The 18,743-nt window shown below is 59.7% G+C and carries 16 protein-coding genes and 1 pseudogene; 8 read left to right on the forward strand and 9 right to left on the reverse strand.

All coding sequences use genetic code 11. The features are described from left to right. Positions 1 to 126 precede the first annotated feature (126 nt). Both MA884_RS08660 and MA884_RS08670 read right to left on the reverse strand, forming a co-directional pair. Positions 127 to 978: a CAP domain-containing protein gene (locus MA884_RS08660; protein WP_256230064.1), complete on the reverse strand. Its 852-nt coding sequence runs from the start codon at positions 976 to 978 to the stop codon at positions 127 to 129. 295 nt (positions 979 to 1,273) lie between these two features. Continuing rightward, positions 1,274 to 2,908: a methyl-accepting chemotaxis protein gene (locus MA884_RS08670; protein ID WP_256230065.1), complete on the reverse strand. Its 1,635-nt coding sequence runs from the start codon at positions 2,906 to 2,908 to the stop codon at positions 1,274 to 1,276. 270 nt (positions 2,909 to 3,178) lie between these two features. Here MA884_RS08670 and MA884_RS08675 point away from each other — a divergent pair, with 270 nt between their 5' ends. Continuing rightward, positions 3,179 to 4,009 (forward strand): undecaprenyl-diphosphate phosphatase, encoded by an 831-nt coding sequence (locus MA884_RS08675; RefSeq protein ID WP_256230066.1) that lies wholly within the window; start codon positions 3,179 to 3,181, stop codon positions 4,007 to 4,009. Then, positions 4,006 to 4,417, forward strand: a pseudogene (locus MA884_RS08680) (DUF1294 domain-containing protein). Before MA884_RS08675 ends, MA884_RS08680 begins: the two are co-directional and overlap by 4 nt. A gap of 3 nt (positions 4,418 to 4,420) precedes the next feature. On the opposite strand, the gene MA884_RS08685 reads toward MA884_RS08680, so the two are convergent. Both MA884_RS08685 and MA884_RS08690 read right to left on the reverse strand, forming a co-directional pair. Beyond that, positions 4,421 to 4,774 (reverse strand): MmcQ/YjbR family DNA-binding protein, encoded by a 354-nt coding sequence (locus tag MA884_RS08685; protein ID WP_256230067.1) that lies wholly within the window; start codon positions 4,772 to 4,774, stop codon positions 4,421 to 4,423. Further along, on the reverse strand, positions 4,771 to 5,679 hold the full coding sequence (locus MA884_RS08690) for a LysR substrate-binding domain-containing protein (RefSeq protein ID WP_256230068.1): 909 nt from the start codon (positions 5,677 to 5,679) through the stop codon (positions 4,771 to 4,773). The genes MA884_RS08685 and MA884_RS08690 overlap by 4 nt, the downstream gene beginning before the upstream one ends. Before the next feature lie 129 nt (positions 5,680 to 5,808). Here MA884_RS08690 and MA884_RS08695 point away from each other — a divergent pair, with 129 nt between their 5' ends. Next, entirely contained in the window at positions 5,809 to 6,417 is a 609-nt protein-coding gene (locus tag MA884_RS08695) for an FMN-dependent NADH-azoreductase (RefSeq protein ID WP_256230069.1), read from the forward strand. Between the two features lie 302 nt (positions 6,418 to 6,719). Here MA884_RS08695 and MA884_RS08700 read toward each other — a convergent pair whose 3' ends face one another. Together MA884_RS08700 and MA884_RS08705 are read right to left on the reverse strand one after the other, a co-directional pair. Beyond that, a complete protein-coding gene (locus tag MA884_RS08700) occupies positions 6,720 to 7,913 on the reverse strand; it encodes an MFS transporter (RefSeq protein WP_256230070.1) in 1,194 nt (397 codons plus the stop codon). Between the two features lie 374 nt (positions 7,914 to 8,287). Continuing rightward, positions 8,288 to 9,877, reverse strand: a complete 1,590-nt coding sequence (locus tag MA884_RS08705) for an ABC-F family ATPase (protein WP_256230071.1) — start codon at positions 9,875 to 9,877, stop codon at positions 8,288 to 8,290. Between the two features lie 404 nt (positions 9,878 to 10,281). On the opposite strand from MA884_RS08705, the gene lpxO reads away from it, so the two are divergent. Beyond that, a complete protein-coding gene (gene lpxO / locus MA884_RS08710) occupies positions 10,282 to 11,181 on the forward strand; it encodes a lipid A hydroxylase LpxO (RefSeq protein ID WP_256230072.1) in 900 nt (299 codons plus the stop codon). 24 nt (positions 11,182 to 11,205) lie between these two features. Here lpxO and ligD read toward each other — a convergent pair whose 3' ends face one another. After that, positions 11,206 to 13,188 (reverse strand): DNA ligase D, encoded by a 1,983-nt coding sequence (ligD, locus tag MA884_RS08715; RefSeq protein WP_256230073.1) that lies wholly within the window; start codon positions 13,186 to 13,188, stop codon positions 11,206 to 11,208. Between the two features lie 34 nt (positions 13,189 to 13,222). Next, entirely contained in the window at positions 13,223 to 14,113 is an 891-nt protein-coding gene (locus tag MA884_RS08720) for a Ku protein (protein ID WP_256230074.1), read from the reverse strand. A 199-nt stretch (positions 14,114 to 14,312) separates the two neighbouring features. On the opposite strand from MA884_RS08720, the gene MA884_RS08725 reads away from it, so the two are divergent. The 4 genes from MA884_RS08725 to MA884_RS08740 all read left to right on the forward strand — a co-directional run bounded on the left by MA884_RS08725 (position 14,313) and on the right by MA884_RS08740 (position 17,713). After that, positions 14,313 to 14,654: a hypothetical protein gene (locus tag MA884_RS08725; RefSeq protein WP_256230075.1), complete on the forward strand. Its 342-nt coding sequence runs from the start codon at positions 14,313 to 14,315 to the stop codon at positions 14,652 to 14,654. Between the two features lie 46 nt (positions 14,655 to 14,700). Beyond that, entirely contained in the window at positions 14,701 to 15,849 is a 1,149-nt protein-coding gene (locus tag MA884_RS08730) for a PQQ-dependent sugar dehydrogenase (protein ID WP_256230076.1), read from the forward strand. A 196-nt stretch (positions 15,850 to 16,045) separates the two neighbouring features. Further along, entirely contained in the window at positions 16,046 to 17,053 is a 1,008-nt protein-coding gene (ilvA, locus tag MA884_RS08735) for a threonine ammonia-lyase, biosynthetic (RefSeq protein WP_256230077.1), read from the forward strand. Positions 17,054 to 17,434: 381 nt separating this feature from the next. Continuing rightward, the gene (locus MA884_RS08740; RefSeq protein ID WP_256230272.1) at positions 17,435 to 17,713 is read left to right on the forward strand and encodes a DUF1652 domain-containing protein; all 279 of its coding nucleotides are present in this window, start codon (positions 17,435 to 17,437) and stop codon (positions 17,711 to 17,713) included. Between the two features lie 79 nt (positions 17,714 to 17,792). Here the strand turns inward: MA884_RS08740 and MA884_RS08745 are convergent, their stop codons facing one another. Next, entirely contained in the window at positions 17,793 to 18,731 is a 939-nt protein-coding gene (locus MA884_RS08745) for a carbohydrate kinase (RefSeq protein WP_256230078.1), read from the reverse strand. Positions 18,732 to 18,743: the final 12 nt, after the last annotated feature.

The raw sequence follows: 18,743 nt of genomic DNA on the forward strand, positions 1-18,743 counted from the left end.
GTCGTCATCGCGAGCAGGCTCGCTCCCACAGATTGTTCCATTTCGTGTTCGTCATAGAACCCTTGTGGGAGCGAGCCTGCTCGCGATAGCGGGATTCGCGTCAGTGCCAGGCGATCTGGGTAACCACTATTGGGTGCCAAACATCGCTGTCCAATAAATCCCTGCATCGCTTTTCGGGTCTACCGCATAGCCTGCGCCCAGCTCTTTGAACTGCGGGTTCATCAGATTGGCGCAATGTCCGGGGCTCGCCAGCCAGCCGTCCACCACTTTAAGGGCGGTGTCCTGTCCGGCGGCGATATTCTCGCCGATCAATTGGCCGAGGTAACCGGCCAGTTCGGCGCGGTCGCCCGGCATGCGGCTGTCGCGATCCTTATGGTCAAAGAAGTTGTTGTTGGCCATGGCGCGGGTGTGGGTCACGGCGGCCAGAGCCAGCGTCGCGTTCCAGGCCAGCGGAGTCGTGGCCGTGAAGGCTTCGGTGCCGCAGCGGCGCGGCTGGGCACGAGCACTGTTGATCAGCTTCAGCAGCTTCTGGCCTTCGGCTTGCCAGTCTCCCAGGCGCGCCGACAACAGCGGACGCGCCAACACGATTCGCCATTCGCGATCCAGGCGACTGACGCCGATATCGACGAACTGCGGGTCCAGCACCACCCGGCAGAAGCTTTCCTGCACGGCCTTCATCGCGGCTTGCGCGTCCCGTGGCCCGGACAGGCTGATGGCCTGCACATTGACCATTGGATAGGCCGTGCGCGCCAATGCCTGTTGTAGATCGCCAATGCCGTTGGCCGAAAGGATCAGCCGCGAGTCCATGGCCAACGGTGGCAGCTCCAGAGAGGCCTGATCCGCGCAGCTTTGCGACTGGCTGCGGTAAAGGTTGATGGACTCGACCAGTTGCGTCTCTTCGGTGGCCAGGACACTGGTGGCGAAGGCCAGTCCCAGCGACAGCCCGATAAGACGCATGACGGATGAAATGGCACGCATGTAAATCTCCCTTGAGCGGACGGCGCCTATGATGCGCAATTTTTGCCCGGCTGGGGCAACGGTATTCACGCTCTCTTGAAATCCCTTGCAACGGCACCGTTGGGTACCGTTTGGGACAATCCTCAAGTAGTGGGATCAATTTTCAGGCGAATAAGTCCATATCCGTCGATTTAAGGGCAAAAACGGCGAATTATCAGCTCATGTGGCGCGGCCAGGGCGCGCTGACCGATATCTGTTTTGAGGTGGATTACAACAACCTGTCCAACTTCAATCGGCACTTGCGTATCGAGATGCACTAGACCCTGAACTGCTTCAGCAACCCGTTCAATTGCTCACTCAGCGACTTCAGGCGGGTACTCGCCAGGCTCGATTGTTCAGCCGCCAGGGCGGTGCTGTGGGAGAGGCCGGCGGCCTGTGTCACGTTCTGGTTGATGTCTTCCACCACATGGGCCTGTTGCAGCGTGGCGCTGGCGATGGAGGCGTTCAGGCTGTTGAGATTGCGCAGGGCCTGGCCGATGGCGTTGAGGCTGGCACCTGCCAGCCCGGCTTGCTCGATGGTCAATTGCGAAGCACGGCTGCTGTCGCTGATGACTTTCACCGCCGCTTCGGAATGGTTCTGCAAGCGTTCGATCATCGCCTGGATCTCGGCGGTGGACTTTTGCGTGCGCTGGGCCAGCAACCGTACTTCGTCGGCCACCACCGCAAAGCCTCGACCTTGCTCACCGGCGCGGGCAGCTTCGATCGCAGCGTTGAGGGCCAGCAGGTTGGTTTGCTCGGCAATGGAGCGGATCACCTCCAGCACGCTGCCGATCTGGGTGCTTTCGCTGGCCAGGGTGCGGATCACTTCCACGGCCTGGTCGATGGTCTGGGAGAGGCGATCAATCTGCTGCAAGCTGCCGTCGATATTGACCTGGCCCTGCTGGGCCTGGGATTCGGCGTCGCGCATCTCGCTGGCGGCGTGTTCGGCGTTTTTGGCGACGTCTTGCACGCCGTAGGTCACTTCGTTGATCGCGGTTGCCACCAGTTCCATCTGCTGCGATTGCTGCTGGCTGCGCTCCTGGGCCTGGGCGGCGTCGTTACCCAGTTCGTTGGACGATTGCCCCAAGGCACTGGCCGAGTCCTGCAATTGGCTGACGACTTCACGCAATTTGGCGGTAAAGGCATTGAAATGCCGGGCCAGTTGCGTCACTTCGTCGTGGCCATGGGTGTCGAGGGTGCGGGTCAGGTCGCTTTCACCGCTGGCGATGTTGGCCATGGCATTGACCGTTTCCTGCAACGGCCGAACGATGCTGCGCACGATCAGGGTCAGGAGCAGCCCCATGAGCAGGGTAATCGCCAGGCCGATCAGCGAGGCCTTGATCACTTGCGACTGGAACTCGGCTTGCACGTCATCCACGTACACGCCCGAACCGATGATCCAGCCCCAGGGCTCGAACAGTTTGACGTAGGAGGTTTTCGCCACCGGCGCCTCGGCGCCCGGTTTTGGCCAGAGGTAATCCACCATGCCGGCGCCCTTGGCCTTGGCGATGGCGACCATCTCGTTGAACAGCGCAAAACCATTCGGGTCGCGAATCGCCGAGAGGTTCTGGCCTTCGAGTTTCGGGTTGGTCGGGTGCATGACCATGACGGGCGTCAGGTCATTGATCCAGAAGTAATCACTCTGGTCATAGCGCAAGCCGCGCACCGCGCTAAGCGCCTGCTTCTGCGCGACCTCGCGGGTCAGGGTGCCAGCCGTTTCCAGGCCATGGTAATAGCTCAGCACACCGCTGGCAGTCTGGACCACATGCTGGGTTTTCTGCACCTTGGCCTGATACAGGTCGGTGTGGATCTGCTTAAGCATGAACGCACCTAACGTGAACAACATCACGATGGACACGACCAAGATGAGCCACAAGCGTCGGCTGATCGACACACTGCGCAAGCTATTCATACGCTGTCACTCCGGTTTCTTATTCTTGTCATCTACGTTCGCCTGAACCTGGGCGTCCGGCAGGTACGCCTGACTGCCTGGGTCATAACGCGGCAGCGTTATTAAGGCTTGTCTGATAGGATTTCGGCCCCGCGGCGCAAAACCTGAGCCTGTTCCGGTTTTTTCATTGGTTTTTTTGAGAAATCGCAGTCACCGTGCGCCTGCTGTTTACACCTGCATAACGCTTAAATTTTGATGAGACGTGCACCAGCATAGTCTTTTGGGGGATGAATGGATTTGTGGACCGCCTTTCAGGCACTGATTCTTGGCGTGGTAGAAGGCTTGACGGAGTTTCTGCCGATCTCCAGCACGGGGCACCAGATCATTGTCGCGGACTTGCTCGAGTTCGGCGGCGAGCGCTCGATGGCGTTCAACATCATTATCCAGCTCGGGGCGATCCTGGCGGTGGTGTGGGAGTTTCGGCGCAAGATCTTCGACGTGGTGCTGGGCTTGCCCACCCAACCCAACGCTCGTCGCTTTACGGCCAACCTGCTGATTGCCTTCATGCCCGCTGTGGTATTGGGCGTGCTGTTTGCAGACCTGATCCACGAATACCTGTTCAACCCGATCACGGTGGCCACGGCGTTGGTGGTGGGCGGTTTCGTGATGCTCTGGGCCGAGAAGCGCGAGCATAGGGTGCACGCCGAAACGGTAGACGACATCACCTGGAAGGATGCGCTGAAAGTCGGCTTCGCCCAGTGCCTTGCGATGATTCCCGGCACCTCCCGCTCCGGTTCGACCATCATCGGCGGCTTGCTGTTCGGGCTGTCGCGCAAGACCGCGACCGAGTTTTCGTTCTTCCTGGCGATGCCCACAATGGTCGGCGCAGCTGTCTACTCGGGGTATAAATATCGCGATCTGTTCGTGCCGGCGGATTTTCCAGTGTTCGCCATCGGCTTCGTCACGGCGTTCATTTTCGCCATGATCGCGGTCAGGGGCTTGTTGCTGTTCATCGCCAGCCACAGCTACGCAGTATTCGCCTGGTACCGGATCGCTTTCGGCCTGTTGATCCTGGCAACGTGGCAGTTCGGTTGGGTGGACTGGACGGCGGCCCAGCCATGAACCGCCCAGGCCGTGAGCCAGGCAGCGCAGTGCAGAGCTTGCGGCTCAAACTCGTGGTATTTTGCGCTGGTGTGCGCCTTGCCGTTGTTTGGGTCGCTTTTGCTCGGGTTGCGCGCAGAATCCTGGGTGCCCCTGACGGCCTACGGCCTCGTCAGCATGGTGGCGTTTCTGTTGTACTGGAGCGACAAGCGCAAGGCCCGCGCTGACGCCTGGCGCACCCCGGAAAACGTATTGCATGCCGTGGAGCTGGCCGGTGGCTGGCCCGGGGCGTTGCTGGCCCAGCAAGTGTTTCGCCACAAGACCCGCAAGGTGTCGTTTCAGGTGGTGTTCTGGTTCATTGTGTTGCTGCATCAGGTGTTCTGGATCGACCAGTTATTCCTGGGCAGGCAACTGCTGACGCTTTTCTGAGCGTCACGACAGTAGCAAACCCACCTGGGTGCGCTTGGGCAGCTTGCTCACCACCAGTTGGTGGGAACGCTGCAGCAGGCCACGCAGCTCATCGGCGCCCAGCGGGTAGGGCGTCTGCATAATGACCCACTGGGCCCGCGCCAGATAGGGCGCCGGGTGAATCCCGGGGCGGTCGCAATGCCCCAGGAACAGGTCCTTGTCGACCTTGAACGCCAGTGATTCGCCCCGCAGGTTCTGCAGGGCGAACATCTTGTTGCCGGCAATGGAAAACACCCGCACACCGCCCCATTTGTAGTCCTCCCTGGCGCCAGGCAGTCCCAGGCAAAACCGCGCGACATCCTCTTCGCTCAAACTCATATTTTCCTATCCCCACAACCATCGAATGCTTCTACCAAGTGGTCGATCCACGCGCGCACCGCTGGCAGCATGCCGCGTCGATGCGGGTAGACTGCCTGCAGCCAGCCGTCCGGCAGCGACCATTCGGGCAACAACTCCAGCAGTGTGCCGTCCTGCAGTTCCTCCTCGCAATACATGCTCGGCAATAAGGTAAAACCCAGGCCGGCGAGGGCGCAGGCGCGACGGACAATGAAGTCGTCGATGCCCAGCCGGGCTTCCAGGGCCAGTTCGACGGGTTCTGCGTTGGCCTTGAGCAGACGCAGGTGCACCAGGCGATCGGCGTCCAGCGCCCCGAGTACCGGCAACTGCTTGAGATCCTCCGGGGCATTGATCTGCCGTCCTTCGACGAACGCCGGGCTGGCGACCATTATCAGCCGCGCCTGACGCAGCCGTCGGGTCATCAGCAGCGGGTCTTCGTCCCCCAGGTCGCGTACGCGCAATGCCACATCGATGCCTTCGCTCACCAGGTCTACCCGCCGATTGACCAGCATCATTTCCAGCTGCACTTGAGGGAATTTTTCCAGGAAACTGGCGATCACCCCTCCCAGCATCTGATGAGCCAGGCCCACTGGACTGGAAACCCGCAGGCGCCCGCGCGGCTCAGTGGACATGCTCGCCACGGCTTCATCGGCCATCTCGGCTTCCAGCAGCATGGCTTGGCAATGGCGCAGATAACGCTCGCCAACGGCCGTGAGATTCAACTGGCGGGTGGTACGTTGCAACAGTCGGGCGTTAAGGCGCTCTTCCAGTTCAGCGATACGCCGTGACAGCCGCGATTTGGGAATACCCAACAGGCGTCCGGCCGCGGCGAAACCACCGGCTTCGACGACTTTGGCGAAGTAGTACAGATCATTGAGGTCTTGCATATTGAGTTCTATTGTCCTGTCAGTGGAACGAACTATCGCATTAATGCTGACTTATCGGCTATTGGTTTCACCGATAGGATTGTCCTCAATTGATCGCCTGGTCGCGATCCTCACTTGGAGAGCACATACATGAAACTGTTGCACATCGATTCGAGCATCCTGGGCGACAATTCCGCTTCCCGCCAATTGAGCCGTGAAGTGGTTGAAGCCTGGAAAGCTGCCGAGCCGGGCATCACCGTCACTTACCGTGACTTGGCCGCCGACGCCATCAGCCACTTTTCAGCCCAGACGCTGGTCGCTGCCGGCACCAGTGCTGAATTGCGCGACGCAGCCTTGAAATACGAAGCTGACCTCAGCGCTGAAACAATGGCAGAGTTCCTGGCGGCGGATGCGCTGGTCATTGCCGCGCCCATGTACAACTTCACTATCCCGACCCAGCTCAAGGCCTGGATTGACCGCATTGCCGTTGCTGGCCAGACATTCCGCTACGGCGATTCAGGCTATGAAGGTTTGTGTGGTGGCAAGAAGCTGGTGATCGTTTCCACGGCTGGCGGGTTGCATGCCGGCAAGCCGAGTGGCGTGGGTCATGAAGACTATCTGACATTCATGTTCGGCTTCCTGGGCATTAGCGACATCGAAATCGTTCGTGCCGAAGGGCTGAACAAGGGGGATGACTTGCACACCAAGGGCATGCGCGAAGCCAAGTCGAAAATCAGCCAGCAATTCGTCGCTGCATAAGGCTTGTGTAAAAGCACTACGCTCTGCGGGTAACCTCCGAAAAGCCCTGTATTCTCGTCGTCATTGGATGGCTGGAGTGCGGGGCTTTCTTGCTCGCGAAGGCGATGTGTCAGTTTGTGGTGATGTTGGATGTGCCGGCCTCATCGCGAGCAGGCTCGCTCCCACAGGGTTTTGCGGTGTACATGGATTTTGTGTCTGCTGAAGATCCTAAGCCGCCATTACCTGAATAACGGATATACACACAAGAACAAGTAAATACCGGGCCTTCTCAAAACAAAAAACGGCAGTGAACAGCATTACGATCAATAAGGCACGTTTGTGGCCCGGCGACGCAGCAACAAGGTCAAACCCAGTCCGCTGACCGACAGCAACGCGGCAAAGAAGAAGATCGACGAATAACCCAGGTTCAATGCCACCGCGCCCATCAGCGGACCGGCAATCGCCAGCGCCAGGTCGAAGAACACCGCGTAGGCACTCAGTCCTGCGCCACGACTGGTATTCGGCACTTGCTTGATGGCCTCCACGCCCAGCGCCGGATACACCAGCGACAGCCCGAAGCCGGCCAGCCCGGCACCGACCAGGGCGAACGGGGTGGACGGCGCCAGCCACAGCAATACCAGCCCGAGGGTTTCGATGCTCATGCAGGCAATGGCCGAGTTGAAGCCACCGAAGCGGGCAATGCTGGAAATGAACACTAATCGCGCGAGGATGAAGCAGATGCCAAACACCGTCAGGCACCACGCCGCGCCCGTCCAGCCACGACTGACATAAAACAACGTGATGAACGTGGTGAGCGTACCGTAGCCGATCGAGGCCAGGCACAGGCTCGTGCCGTACGGTGCAATACGCCCGAATACCGCCCAAAAAGGCAGGCGCTCGCCGCGAATGACCGGCACCGACGGCTTGTTGCGTATCAACAGCAGCGCCGCACCGGCCAGCAGCGACAAGACGATACCCAGGCTGACAAAGCCCAGCTCACCGACCATCACCACCCCCAGCGGCGCGCCGATGGCAATGGCCCCATAAGAGGCAATGCCGTTCCATGAGATCGAGCGGGCCGTGTGTTCAACACCCACCTGGCCCATGCACCAACTGATGGTACCCACGCCGATCAGGCCCTGGGCCACCCCGAGCAGCAAACGTCCGGCGATCAGGATCAACAGGCTCAGTAGTGGAAAGCTTTGCAGCAGCGTCGAGAGCAATGTCAGCAAACCACTGAGGACGATCCCGGACAGCCCATAAACGATCGCTCGCTTGGTGCCGACGCTATCCGATAGCCGCCCGGCCATGGGTCGACTGAGCAGCGTCGCCAGATACTGGGAACCGATGGTCAGCCCGGCCACCACCGCACTGAAGCCCAACTGTTCATGGACATACCCCGGCAACACGGCAATCGGCAGGCCGATGCAGAGGAAGGCGATAAAGGTATAAAAAACGATGGAGATGATCTGCCAGGTGATCGACAGGGAACTGGGGGCGGGTGGCGGCGTTGGCATGGGGCTCGTTCGCGGGCGGCGGTTAAGAGAGCTTCATCATGGCGTGCGGCGGGAATAAAAGAAAGCAGGCTAACGGTTTGCCCGGGTGGTAATGGCGCGGACGCTATCGCGAGCAGGCTCGCTCCCACATTTTGATCTGCGGCGACCGGCGATATTCGGTCCGCAGCCCCCCTGTGGGAGCGGACTTGCTCGCGAAAGCGGTGTTCAGCTTGCAGAGATGTTGACTGTGCCGCCGCCTTCGCGAGCAAGCCCGCTCCCACAAGGGGCAGATGCAGGATTGCTCCCACAGGTCTTACCCTCGGAAACTAAAAAGCCCTGTCACAACGGACAGGGCTTTTCACTTGCAGCTTGAAGCTTACAACTCATGGCTGCTCTTAAAACAACACACCCTGGCTACGCAGGTAATCGTCATAGGTGCCGCTGAAGTCGATCACGCCGTCGGCGCTCAACTCGATGATGCGCGTGGCCAGGGACGATACGAACTCTCGGTCGTGGCTGACGAAGATCAGCGTGCCCGGGTAGTTTTCCAGCGCCAGGTTCAACGCCTCGATGGACTCCATGTCCAAGTGGTTGGTCGGTTCGTCCATCACCAGCACGTTGGGCTTTTGCAGGATCAGCTTGCCGAACAGCATGCGACCCTGTTCACCACCGGAAATGACCTTGACCGACTTGAGGATCTCGTCGTTGGAAAACAGCATGCGACCCAAGGTGCCACGAACCAGTTGTTCGCCGCCCTGGGTCCATTGGCCCATCCAGTCGAACAGGTTGACGTCGTCTTCGAAGTCGTGGGCGTGGTCCTGGGCGTAGTAGCCCAGCTCCGCGGCGTCGGTCCATTTCACGGTCCCGGCGTCCGGTTCCAGTTCATTGACCAGGGTGCGCAGCAAGGTGGTCTTGCCGATGCCGTTCGGACCAATGATCGCCACGCGCTCGCCGGCTTCGACGGTGAAGCTGAAGTCCTTGAACAACGGCTTGCCATCAAAGCCTTTGGCCATGCGCTCGACAATGACCGCCTGGCGGTGCAGCTTTTTGGTCTGTTCGAAGCGAATGAACGGGCTGACCCGGCTCGATGGCTTGACCTCGGCCAACTGGATCTTGTCGATCTGCTTGGCGCGGGAGGTGGCTTGCTTGGCTTTCGAGGCGTTGGCCGAGAAGCGGCTGACGAACGATTGCAGTTCGGAAATCTGTGCTTTCTTCTTGGCGTTGTCCGACAGCAATTGCTCGCGGGACTGGGTCGCCACGGTCATGTACTCGTCGTAGTTGCCGGGGAACAGGCGCAGCTCGCCGTAGTCCAGGTCAGCCATGTGAGTGCAGACACTGTTCAGGAAGTGACGGTCGTGGGAGATGATGATCATCAGGCTCGAACGCTGGGTCAGCACGTTTTCCAGCCAGCGGATGGTGTTGATATCCAGGTGGTTGGTCGGTTCGTCCAACAGCAGCACTTCCGGGTCGGAGAACAGCGCCTGGGCTAGCAATACCCGCAGTTTCCAGCCGGGCGACACTTCGCTCATCGGGCCGAAATGCTGCTCGATGCCAATCCCCAGGCCCAACAGCAATTCACCGGCACGGGACTCGGCGGTGTAGCCGTCCATCTCGGCGAATTCGGTTTCCAGTTCCGCCACGGCCATGCCGTCTTCTTCGGTCATTTCCGGCAGCGAATAGATGCGGTCGCGTTCGGCCTTGACCTTCCACAGCTCTTCGTGGCCCATGATCACGGTGTCGATCACGGTGAATTCTTCGTAGGCGAACTGGTCCTGGCGCAGTTTACCCAGACGCACGTTCGGCTCGAGCATGACCTGACCGCCAGATGGCTCAAGGTCACCGCCGAGGATCTTCATGAAGGTCGACTTGCCGCAACCGTTGGCGCCGATCAGACCGTAGCGGTTGCCCGAGCCGAACTTGACAGAGACGTTTTCGAACAGTGGCTTGGCGCCGAACTGCATCGTGATGTTAGCTGTAGAGATCAAAGGTTTATCCTGCGGAACATTCAGAGTAGCTAAGGGTGCGGCAGTACCTGTTCAGTACCTGTTTGCGCAGGTCCCGACCGCGCAAAAGCTTCGCGGTCGCAAGCGCAAGGGTCCATCCGGCATAAGAGGACAGCAGCATACGAAGCGCCTGACCCAAATAGACGTACGCCGAAGCCGGAATCCGGTATCGGCCAAAAAAGGGGGCGCGTAATGTTTGGCGGCAATTGTACTGATCTGGCCGCGTTAACGATAGGGTGTAACCCAGGCAAGACAGTTTTTCACAACTCAGGGATAACCTTCTGTTACGAGTTGTGGCTAAATTGCCGTCTCACTTACGCCATTCCCCACACTGTTCGGCTGTGCGGGAAGTGGCAGCCTGTCCACTTTTGATGTGTGCGGATACTGTGAAACTCATCATTGCCGCAATCTATATCCTCTCTATCGGCTATGTGCACCTGCGCGGGCGCGTTCGGCACAAGCTCGGACGCCAGTTGAGCGACCACTCTTCCTTCCTCGCGCCGATCAACTGCCTGCTTTACCTGTGCTCGAAACTGCCCAACAAGCCTTTCCTGAACCCGGCGCAGTTTCCCGACCTGAGTCCGCTGCAGACCCATTGGCAGGAGATCCGTGCCGAAGGCCAGAGCTTGCTGCGAGCGGGGGAGATCAAGCGTTCCAACCAGTACGACGATGTCGGCTTCAATTCGTTCTTCAAGACCGGCTGGAAGCGTTTCTACCTGAAGTGGTACGCCGACAGCCATCCCTCGGCCATGAAACTATGCCCGCGCACCACTGAACTGGTGCAGAGCATCGGCTCGATCAAGGCGGCGATGTTCGCCGAGCTGCCACCGGGCTCCAAGCTGGTTCGTCATCGCGATCCGTATGCCGGGTCCTACCGGTATCACCTGGGCCTGGAAACACCCAACGATGCTGGCTGCTACATCAATGTCGACGGTGAGCATTACCATTGGCGTGATGGCGAGGCCGTGATATTCGACGAGACGTTCATTCATTACGCCCAGAACACCACGCCACACAATCGCATCATTCTGTTTTGCGACGTGGAGCGCCCCATGAGATTTCGCTGGGCCGGAGCATTGAACCGCTGGTTCAGCCGCACCGTGATGGCTGCCGCCGGAGCACCCAATGACGCTGGTGACAAAACGGGTGGTCTGAACCGGGCATTCTCCAGGCTCTACAGGATTCGCCTGCAAGCCAAGGCGCTGAAGAAGCGCAACCGCAAGCTGTATTACTTACAGAAATGGGCTTTCTTCGGCGGCCTGTTGGCGGTCTTTATCTGGATTTGATCGGGTGACTCCCCGTTACATGGATCATTCTTCAGGTTTTTGCGCGTCCAGTTGCTCCCACATTCTGGCTGTGATCCGCTGTCGATGGTTGTATCCCTCCCAAGGATCGGCCCCCAGGCCTTTGGCCCGTTCAAGCGCCGTATAGATATCCCACTGCTGGGCGTTACGCAGACCGTCGAGCTCGGCCCGGGCAATCGGGACGGATACCGGCAGACCTGGCCGAGCGCGCACTGAGTAGGCGCTGACCGTGCTGGCGCCCCGGGCGTTGCGCAGGTAGTCGACAAATATTTTCCCGACACGGTTCTTGGGCCCCATGGTGGCCGTGATGCGCTGCGGTATCTGTCGGGTCATGAACTGGGAGATAGCCTTGGCGAAGGCCTTGACGGTATCCCAGCCTTCACTGCGCGCCAGCGGCACGATGACATGCATGCCTTTGCCACCGCTGGTCTTGAGGAACGCCTGCAAACCCAGTTCGTCGAGCACCGAGAGGGTCATGCGAGTTGCCTCGAGCATGGCGCTCCAAGGCAGCGAAGGATCGGGGTCCAGATCGAGAACGAACAGGTCCGGCGTCTCGATCCGATCATGTGTGGCGGTCCAGGTGTGCAGTTCTACCGTGCCCATTTGTGCCGCGCTGATCAGCGACCGGACGCTGTCAATTTCCATCAGCGCGGCATGGCCAGGATCCAGTCCCGGATCCAGCTGTTTGATGTGGGGAATGTCCAGGCGATCGGCGTGTTTCTGAAAGAATTGCTCCTCGCCAATTCCCTCTGGGGCCCTCAGCAGGGCGATAGGGCGCTGCTTCAGATGCGGCAGGATCCAGGGCGCGATGTCCTCGTAATACTGCGCCAGTTCGACTTTCTGAACGCCACTGACACTGTCGATGACGCGCTCGGGGTGGGAAATATCCATGCCGGCGACCTGTACGACGCGGGTTTTGCCGCGAGGCGTGGCTTTGGAGGGCATGGTTTTTATCGGAACGGGTTGCTCGCGGACAACCTTGTCGGCCGGCGTATCGCTGGGCAGACCCAGGAATGCCGCCTGACGCACCAGACCGTCGTGGGTCCATTCGGCGAACTCGACCTCACAAACCTGGGTCGGGTCCACCCAATGCACGCCGCGACTTTGCGAGTTACTGACGGGTACGGACAGGGGCGAATGGTCCCGTTCCAGCGTGCAGAGTTGCTCGTGGAGCTGTTTGAGCCAGGATTGAGAAAACCCTGTGCCCACGCGGCCGGCATATATCAATCCCTTGGGCCCGTTGACCGCCAGCAACAATGCACCGAAACCACTGCGCCGGCCTTTGGGGCGGGTGAAGCCGACGATCACGAAGGCCTGGCGCAAACGGCACTTGAGTTTGATCCAGTCGGCACTTCGTCGGGACACATAGGGGCTGCCCAGGCGTTTGCCGACCACGCCGTCCAGGGCCAGAGCGTTGGCACTTTCAAAAATGTCGTGCTGGCTGGCGGAAAACGACTCAGAGAAGCGCAGGCGCTTGCTGGTGTTGTTCTTCAGCGCCTTCTTGAGGGCAGCCCGGCGCTTTTCAACCGGCGTCTGGCGCAGGTCGACGCCATTGAGAAACGGCGCATCAAACAGCACATACACCAGGTCGACCGTGCGGCCGATTTCGAAGGCCTGTCGCAGGGCCGCAAAGTCAGAGTGGCCCTGGTCATCGAGCAAGACCAGTCCACCATCAAGCCAGCTGTCGCTCAAATTCAGCTCGGCCAAGGCATCGGCATGCAATTGCAGACGAGCGGTCCAGTCCTGCTGATTGCGGCTGAGCAAACGCACCTCGCCAGCTTCAATGCGGGCCATCAGGCGATAGCCATCGAACTGGACTTCATAACGCCATTCACCGGTGGGGGGCTGCTCCACGGGCGTGGCGCGCTGCGGCAACAAGCGCTCGGGAAGCGAGTTGGCGACACAGGGCTTGTTTTGTCGGGTGCGGCTAGTCTTCTGCTCCGGCTCGGCACCGGACAAACGGGCGTGTTCTCTCTCGGCCTTGGCCATGACGGATTCCCTTGTATTGCGGGCGCTCCGGAGGTTAGCCCCGGGACGCCTTGGTGGCTTTTTTCGCAGGAGCGGACTTACTGGTCTTCGCCGATTTTGCAGAGGTTTTTGCGGCAGGTTTGTCTGGCGTCTTGCCCTTGCCGCCCAGGCTGCGCTTGAGCAGTTCGGTAAGGTCGATGACATCGGCGCTCTTGCGCTGCTCTTCGCCCGGTTCGGTTTCCACCGCCTCGAGCCGGCCTTCCTTGGCTTTTTTCTCCACCAGTTCCATGATCTTGTCTTCGAAGCTGTCCCGGTACTCTTGCGGCTCCCAATCGGCGCTCATGTCCTGCACCAGACGCTTGGCCATCTCCAGCTCCCCCTTGGCCAAGGTTGGCTTGATGACTTCATCGCCCAGCTCCAGGATGTCGAGTTCGCGCACTTCGGCGGGCCAGCGCAGCATCACCAGCACCAGCGCAGACTCCAGTGGCATCAGGGCCGCCAGATGCTGGCGGGTATGCAGCACAACATGGGCCAGGGCCACCTTGTTGGTCTTGATCAGGGTTTCGCGCAGCAAGGCGTAGACTTTGCCGCCGCGTTTGTCTGGCGCCAGGAAGTAGGGCGTGTCGATGTTTTGCAGCGGGATTTTTTCGCTGTCGACGAAAGAAAAGATATCGATGGTCTGGGTGGACTTGGGGTGGGCCGAGCGAATTTCCTCTTCGCTGAGCAGAACGTACTGGCCTTTCTGGTATTGCACACCCTTGACGATATTTTCCTTGGTCACTTCCTTGCCAGTGACCTTGTTCACTCGCTTATAGCCAACCGGGTCCATGCTGCGCTTGTCCAGCCAGTCGAAATCCACACCCTGGGAGGAAGTGGCCGACACCAGCGCCACAGGAATGTGGACCAGTCCGAAGCTGATTGCGCCTTTCCAGATTGCCCGTGCCATGGAGGGGTTTCCTTGCCGGTGAATGAGTCATTCAGGTGACCTTGCGGCCTTCGAAAAAGTTTCCATGGGGCGCCGGTTGACCCGCCCCCGCCTTACCTTCGAGACGCTTGGTTACATCTTCGGACGGACATTTTCCTTAACAACGGCGAACCTGCGGCGTAGCGTGCTTTCGATATGCCTGAATCCAGGAGGTGCTCCGATGAACAGGCTGCTACTGGCTATCATGACGCTATTGCTGACCAGCGCTGCCCAAGCGGCAACGCCTGACCGCGGGGCCATGGTTCTGGCCCAGAACCTGCCAGGTAACAACAATCCCTATAACAGTCCGATCCGCCGGGCCAATCCCAACAGCATGCAGGGGACCCGGCCCAACGTGCCGATGATTCGTAACAACCCGACGGTTCCTGTTCCCCGGCCACCCACGCTGGAGAATGGCGGCATCGGCAATGGTTATCCTCGCTCCGGCCAGCCTGCGGGTTCACCGCCGCCCACGATCAAGTCCCCAGCGCCTGCGAGGAACACCCAGAACGGCAATCGCTAGGCGTTGAGCCTGGTGGTCCCTTTCCACACCACAGAAGGAAGTGTGCATGTTGCGTAAAACACTCCTGGCCGCGTTTTGCGCCAGCGCTGTACTGACTCTCGCCATGCCGGCCTCTGCCGCGCAAACCCGGCAATTCAAGAGCGAGGAGGGCACGGTGGAGGTGACCACCGTGGTCAAGGGGCTCGAACACCCCTGGTCCGTGGCTTTCCTGCCTGACCAACAGGGCATGTTGGTGACAGAGCGAACGGGCAACCTGCGCCGGGTCGGCCCTGATGGCCAGCTCTCGGCGCCGTTGAACGGCGTACCTCAGGTCTGGGCCAGAGGCCAGGGCGGTTTGCTGGACGTCGTGCTGTCGCCGGACTTCAAGCAGGACCGCACGGTCTACCTGTCGTACTCCGAGGCCGGCGATGACGGCAAGGCAGGCACCGCCGTGGGCCGCGGGCAATTGTCCGAAGACCTGCAGAGCCTGAAGAATTTCAATGTGATTTTCCGCCAGCAGCCCAAGCTTTCCACGGGCAACCACTTTGGCTCGCGCCTGGTGTTCGATCGGGACGGCTATCTGTTCATTACCCTGGGGGAAAACAACGAGCGTCCCACGGCCCAGGACCTGGACAAGCTCCAGGGCAAGATCGTGCGCATCTATCCCGACGGCAAGGTGCCGGACGATAATCCGTTTGTCGGTCAGGCAAACGTACGTCCCGAGATTTGGTCCTACGGCGTTCGCAATCCCCAAGGGGCGGCGCTCAATCCCTGGAACGGGACGCTGTGGGAGAACGAGCACGGCCCCAGGGGCGGCGATGAGCTGAATATCATCGAACGCAGCAAGAATTATGGCTGGCCACTGGCGACTCACGGCATCAACTACTCCGGGGCGCCAATCCCGGAAGCCGGCGGCAAGACCGCCGAAGGCACTCTTGGGCCTTTTCACGTCTGGGAAGTGTCGCCGGGGCTGAGTGGCATGGCGTTCTATGACGGTGATCGCTTCACGGCCTGGCAACGCAACGTGTTCATCGGTGCGCTGGTGTCGCGGAATCTGATCCGCCTGGAGCTGGAAGGTGACAAGGTCGTCCACGAAGAACGCCTGCTGGGTGAACTCGGCGAGCGTATCCGCGACGTTCGCCAGGGGCCGGATGGTTTCCTGTACGTGCTGACAGATGATGACGATGGAGCGCTGTATAAAGTCGGGCTAAAGTGATTCGCAACTGCCCATTGACTTGCCTGCCAGCGGCAGGCTAATTTCCAGCCATGACCAGCACCGTATTGCGTAGCCAGCCAAGCATTATTACCGCCATTCCTTATTTGGCGGGCTAGCTGACGGCTGCACCCAACCCGCCTCCGAGGCGGGTTTTTTCTTTCTGTCTCCGGAGTTTTGTCCAAACCAGGAGACCGCCATGACCCCCACACTCCCCGAGCAAGCCCTGCTAGAGCGCTATGTTAAGAAGATCCTGGCCGCGCCAGTGTACGACTTGGCTGTGCGCACACCGCTGCAGGCGGCCCCTGCGTTGTCTGAAGCCTTGGGCAACCGGATCCTGCTCAAGCGTGAAGACCTGCAGCCGACTTTTTCCTTCAAGATCCGTGGTGCCTACAACAAACTGGTACAACTGACCCCGGAGCAACGGGCTCGTGGCGTCATCACCGCTTCGGCGGGCAATCACGCCCAAGGCGTGGCGCTGGCAGCGCGGGAGCTGGGTATCTCGGCCACCATCGTCATGCCGCTGACGACACCGCAACTCAAGGTGCTGGGCGTACGTAACCGGGGTGCCGAAGCCTTACTGCATGGGGAGAGTTTTCCCTTTGCTCTGGAATACGCGTGGGCACTGGCCCGACAGACCGGCCGAGAGTTCGTATCGCCCTACGATGATCCGGATGTGATCGCCGGACAGGGTACCGTCGCCATGGAAATCCTGCGCCAGCACACAGGCAGCCTGGACGCCATTTTTGTCCCGGTCGGGGGTGGAGGGCTGATTGCAGGGATTGCGGCCTACGTGAAGTACCTGCGCCCTGAGGTTCGTATCATTGGGGTGGAGTCGCAACATTCCGCCTGTCTCCAGGCGGCGCTGGCAGCGGGTGAACGGATAAGCTTGCCAAGTGTGGGAACCTTTGCCGACGGCGTTGCTGTTGCGCAAATAGGTGCCTACGGCTTCGACATCTGCCGTTTCTGCGTCGATGAAGTGATAACCGTCACCGACGACCAATTGTGCGCAGCCATCAGAGACATCTATGACGACACCCGGTCGATAACCGAGCCATCGGGCGCCTTGGCGGTCGCCGGCATCAAGCAATACGTCGCCGATACCGGGGCACGGGGCCAAACACTGGTGGCAATCGATTCAGGCGCGAATATCAACTTCGATAGCCTGCGCCATGTGGCGGAGCGGGCTGCTGCCGAAGCCATTTGAAGTTTTTTACGTTACGTCACACTTTTTTCGAAGCAGGCGACGGGTGCCCGTTCGCCTCCGCACAATAAGGTCTAATCTGGCTTGCGACAGGAGCACAGGCGGTTGCAGTTTGCATGAGGAAAATGCCGCTTCCTTGCAATTTGCACGCACGCTCCAACTGTCCTTAACGCTAAGTGGTTGATTTGGATCAATCGGGATTTTCTTTAAAGCAGGCATATTTTTTGCGGGATGATTCAGGAGTTCCCTCTAGGGCTCGATGAGTAGAAACACCAAAAAGCGAACGAACGGCACGGCATTCGTAGTCCCAGTCCGCATGGAAGAACGGACGAGAATATCACCGTCGTGAACATAAGTTGGCCGCCTCAACAGGAGAGAGTCGCCATGTTTTTATCTGCCCTCGAAATGCGAAACATCATTGAAAGCAGCTTGCTGCCCAAGCGCTCGCAATGCACCTTGTCACCCGATCTGTCGATGACAATCAAGATTTATGACGATCATGAAACCGATCGCGTGGCTTTGGTCAAAACCGACATCGATGCCAATAAACTGAATGGTTGCCGCGCAATCAACGACCTGATTGCCGAGTTGCGAACCGAACTTGACCACAATCCCCACGCCGGCAATCACTTCCATCAGCAACACAGAATGACCGGGCGCTGATCACGACCTTGTCTTTATAAGACTCACGTCTGGGGACGGTCACTGGCCGCCCCCAGCGTTTAGCTTCTACCCGTCCAGCTCAGTCCAATTGCTGCCGATAAGGCAGATCCGGCCCGGTCCTGCCGCAGGTCAGCGCAGCAGCGCGCATGGCAAAGGCGAGCATGGCGCTAACCTGCTCCCGAGTCAGGGTCTGCAGGCCTTCCACTGAATCCAATTGTTGCTCGGTCAGCCAGGCAATCAATGCCGCCTGGAAGGTGTCGCCTGCGCCCACGGTGTCGGCGATTTGCACCGGGCAAGCGGGCATTGACCAAGAACCGTGCTGACGGCTGAATACCGTCGCGCCTTGGCTGCCACGGGTCAGGAACACCAGTTGGCAACGGTGCTCCATCCAGCGTTCGATGATGGTCTGTGGCGGTTGGTCGGGGTAAAGCAGGCTCAGGTCTTCATCGCTGACCTTGATCAAATCGGCATATTCGACCAGCGTTGCGATTCGCGAGCGCCACAGTTCGATGTCGGGCTGCGGGTTGAGTCGCACGTTGGGATCCAGGCTGATCAGGCGTTTGCCGCTCTCGCGCCGCACCAAGGCCAGCAGCGTGTCGGCAATGGGTTGCACCACCAGGGAGAAGGAGCCGACGTGCAGGCCGCGTACCTGCGGGCCGAGCACCGGTAGATGCTCCAGGCCTAGTTGCCGATCCGCGCAGCCTTCACCGCGAAAACTGTAGTGGGGCGAGCCGTTGGCACCGACTGCCACCATCGCCAGGGTCGTAGGGGTGTCGAAGTCCAACACGTATTGGCTGCTGACGCCTTCGTCGAGCAGAACCTGGTGCAAGCGCCGCCCGAGGTAATCGGTGGACAACCCGGCAAACAGCGCCGACTCCACTCCCAGGCGCCGCAGTCCTACCGCCACGTTGAACGGCGAGCCGCCAGCAATGGCTTTGAAGTTGACCTGTGAGGCCGTGCCGCCCATCTCGTTTTCGCTGAAAAAATCAAACAGCGCTTCACCACATACCAAATACATAATTCTTTTATC

The sequence above is a fragment of the Pseudomonas sp. Q11 genome (assembly GCF_024494355.1).
Taxonomy (GTDB): domain Bacteria; phylum Pseudomonadota; class Gammaproteobacteria; order Pseudomonadales; family Pseudomonadaceae; genus Aquipseudomonas; species Aquipseudomonas hefeiensis.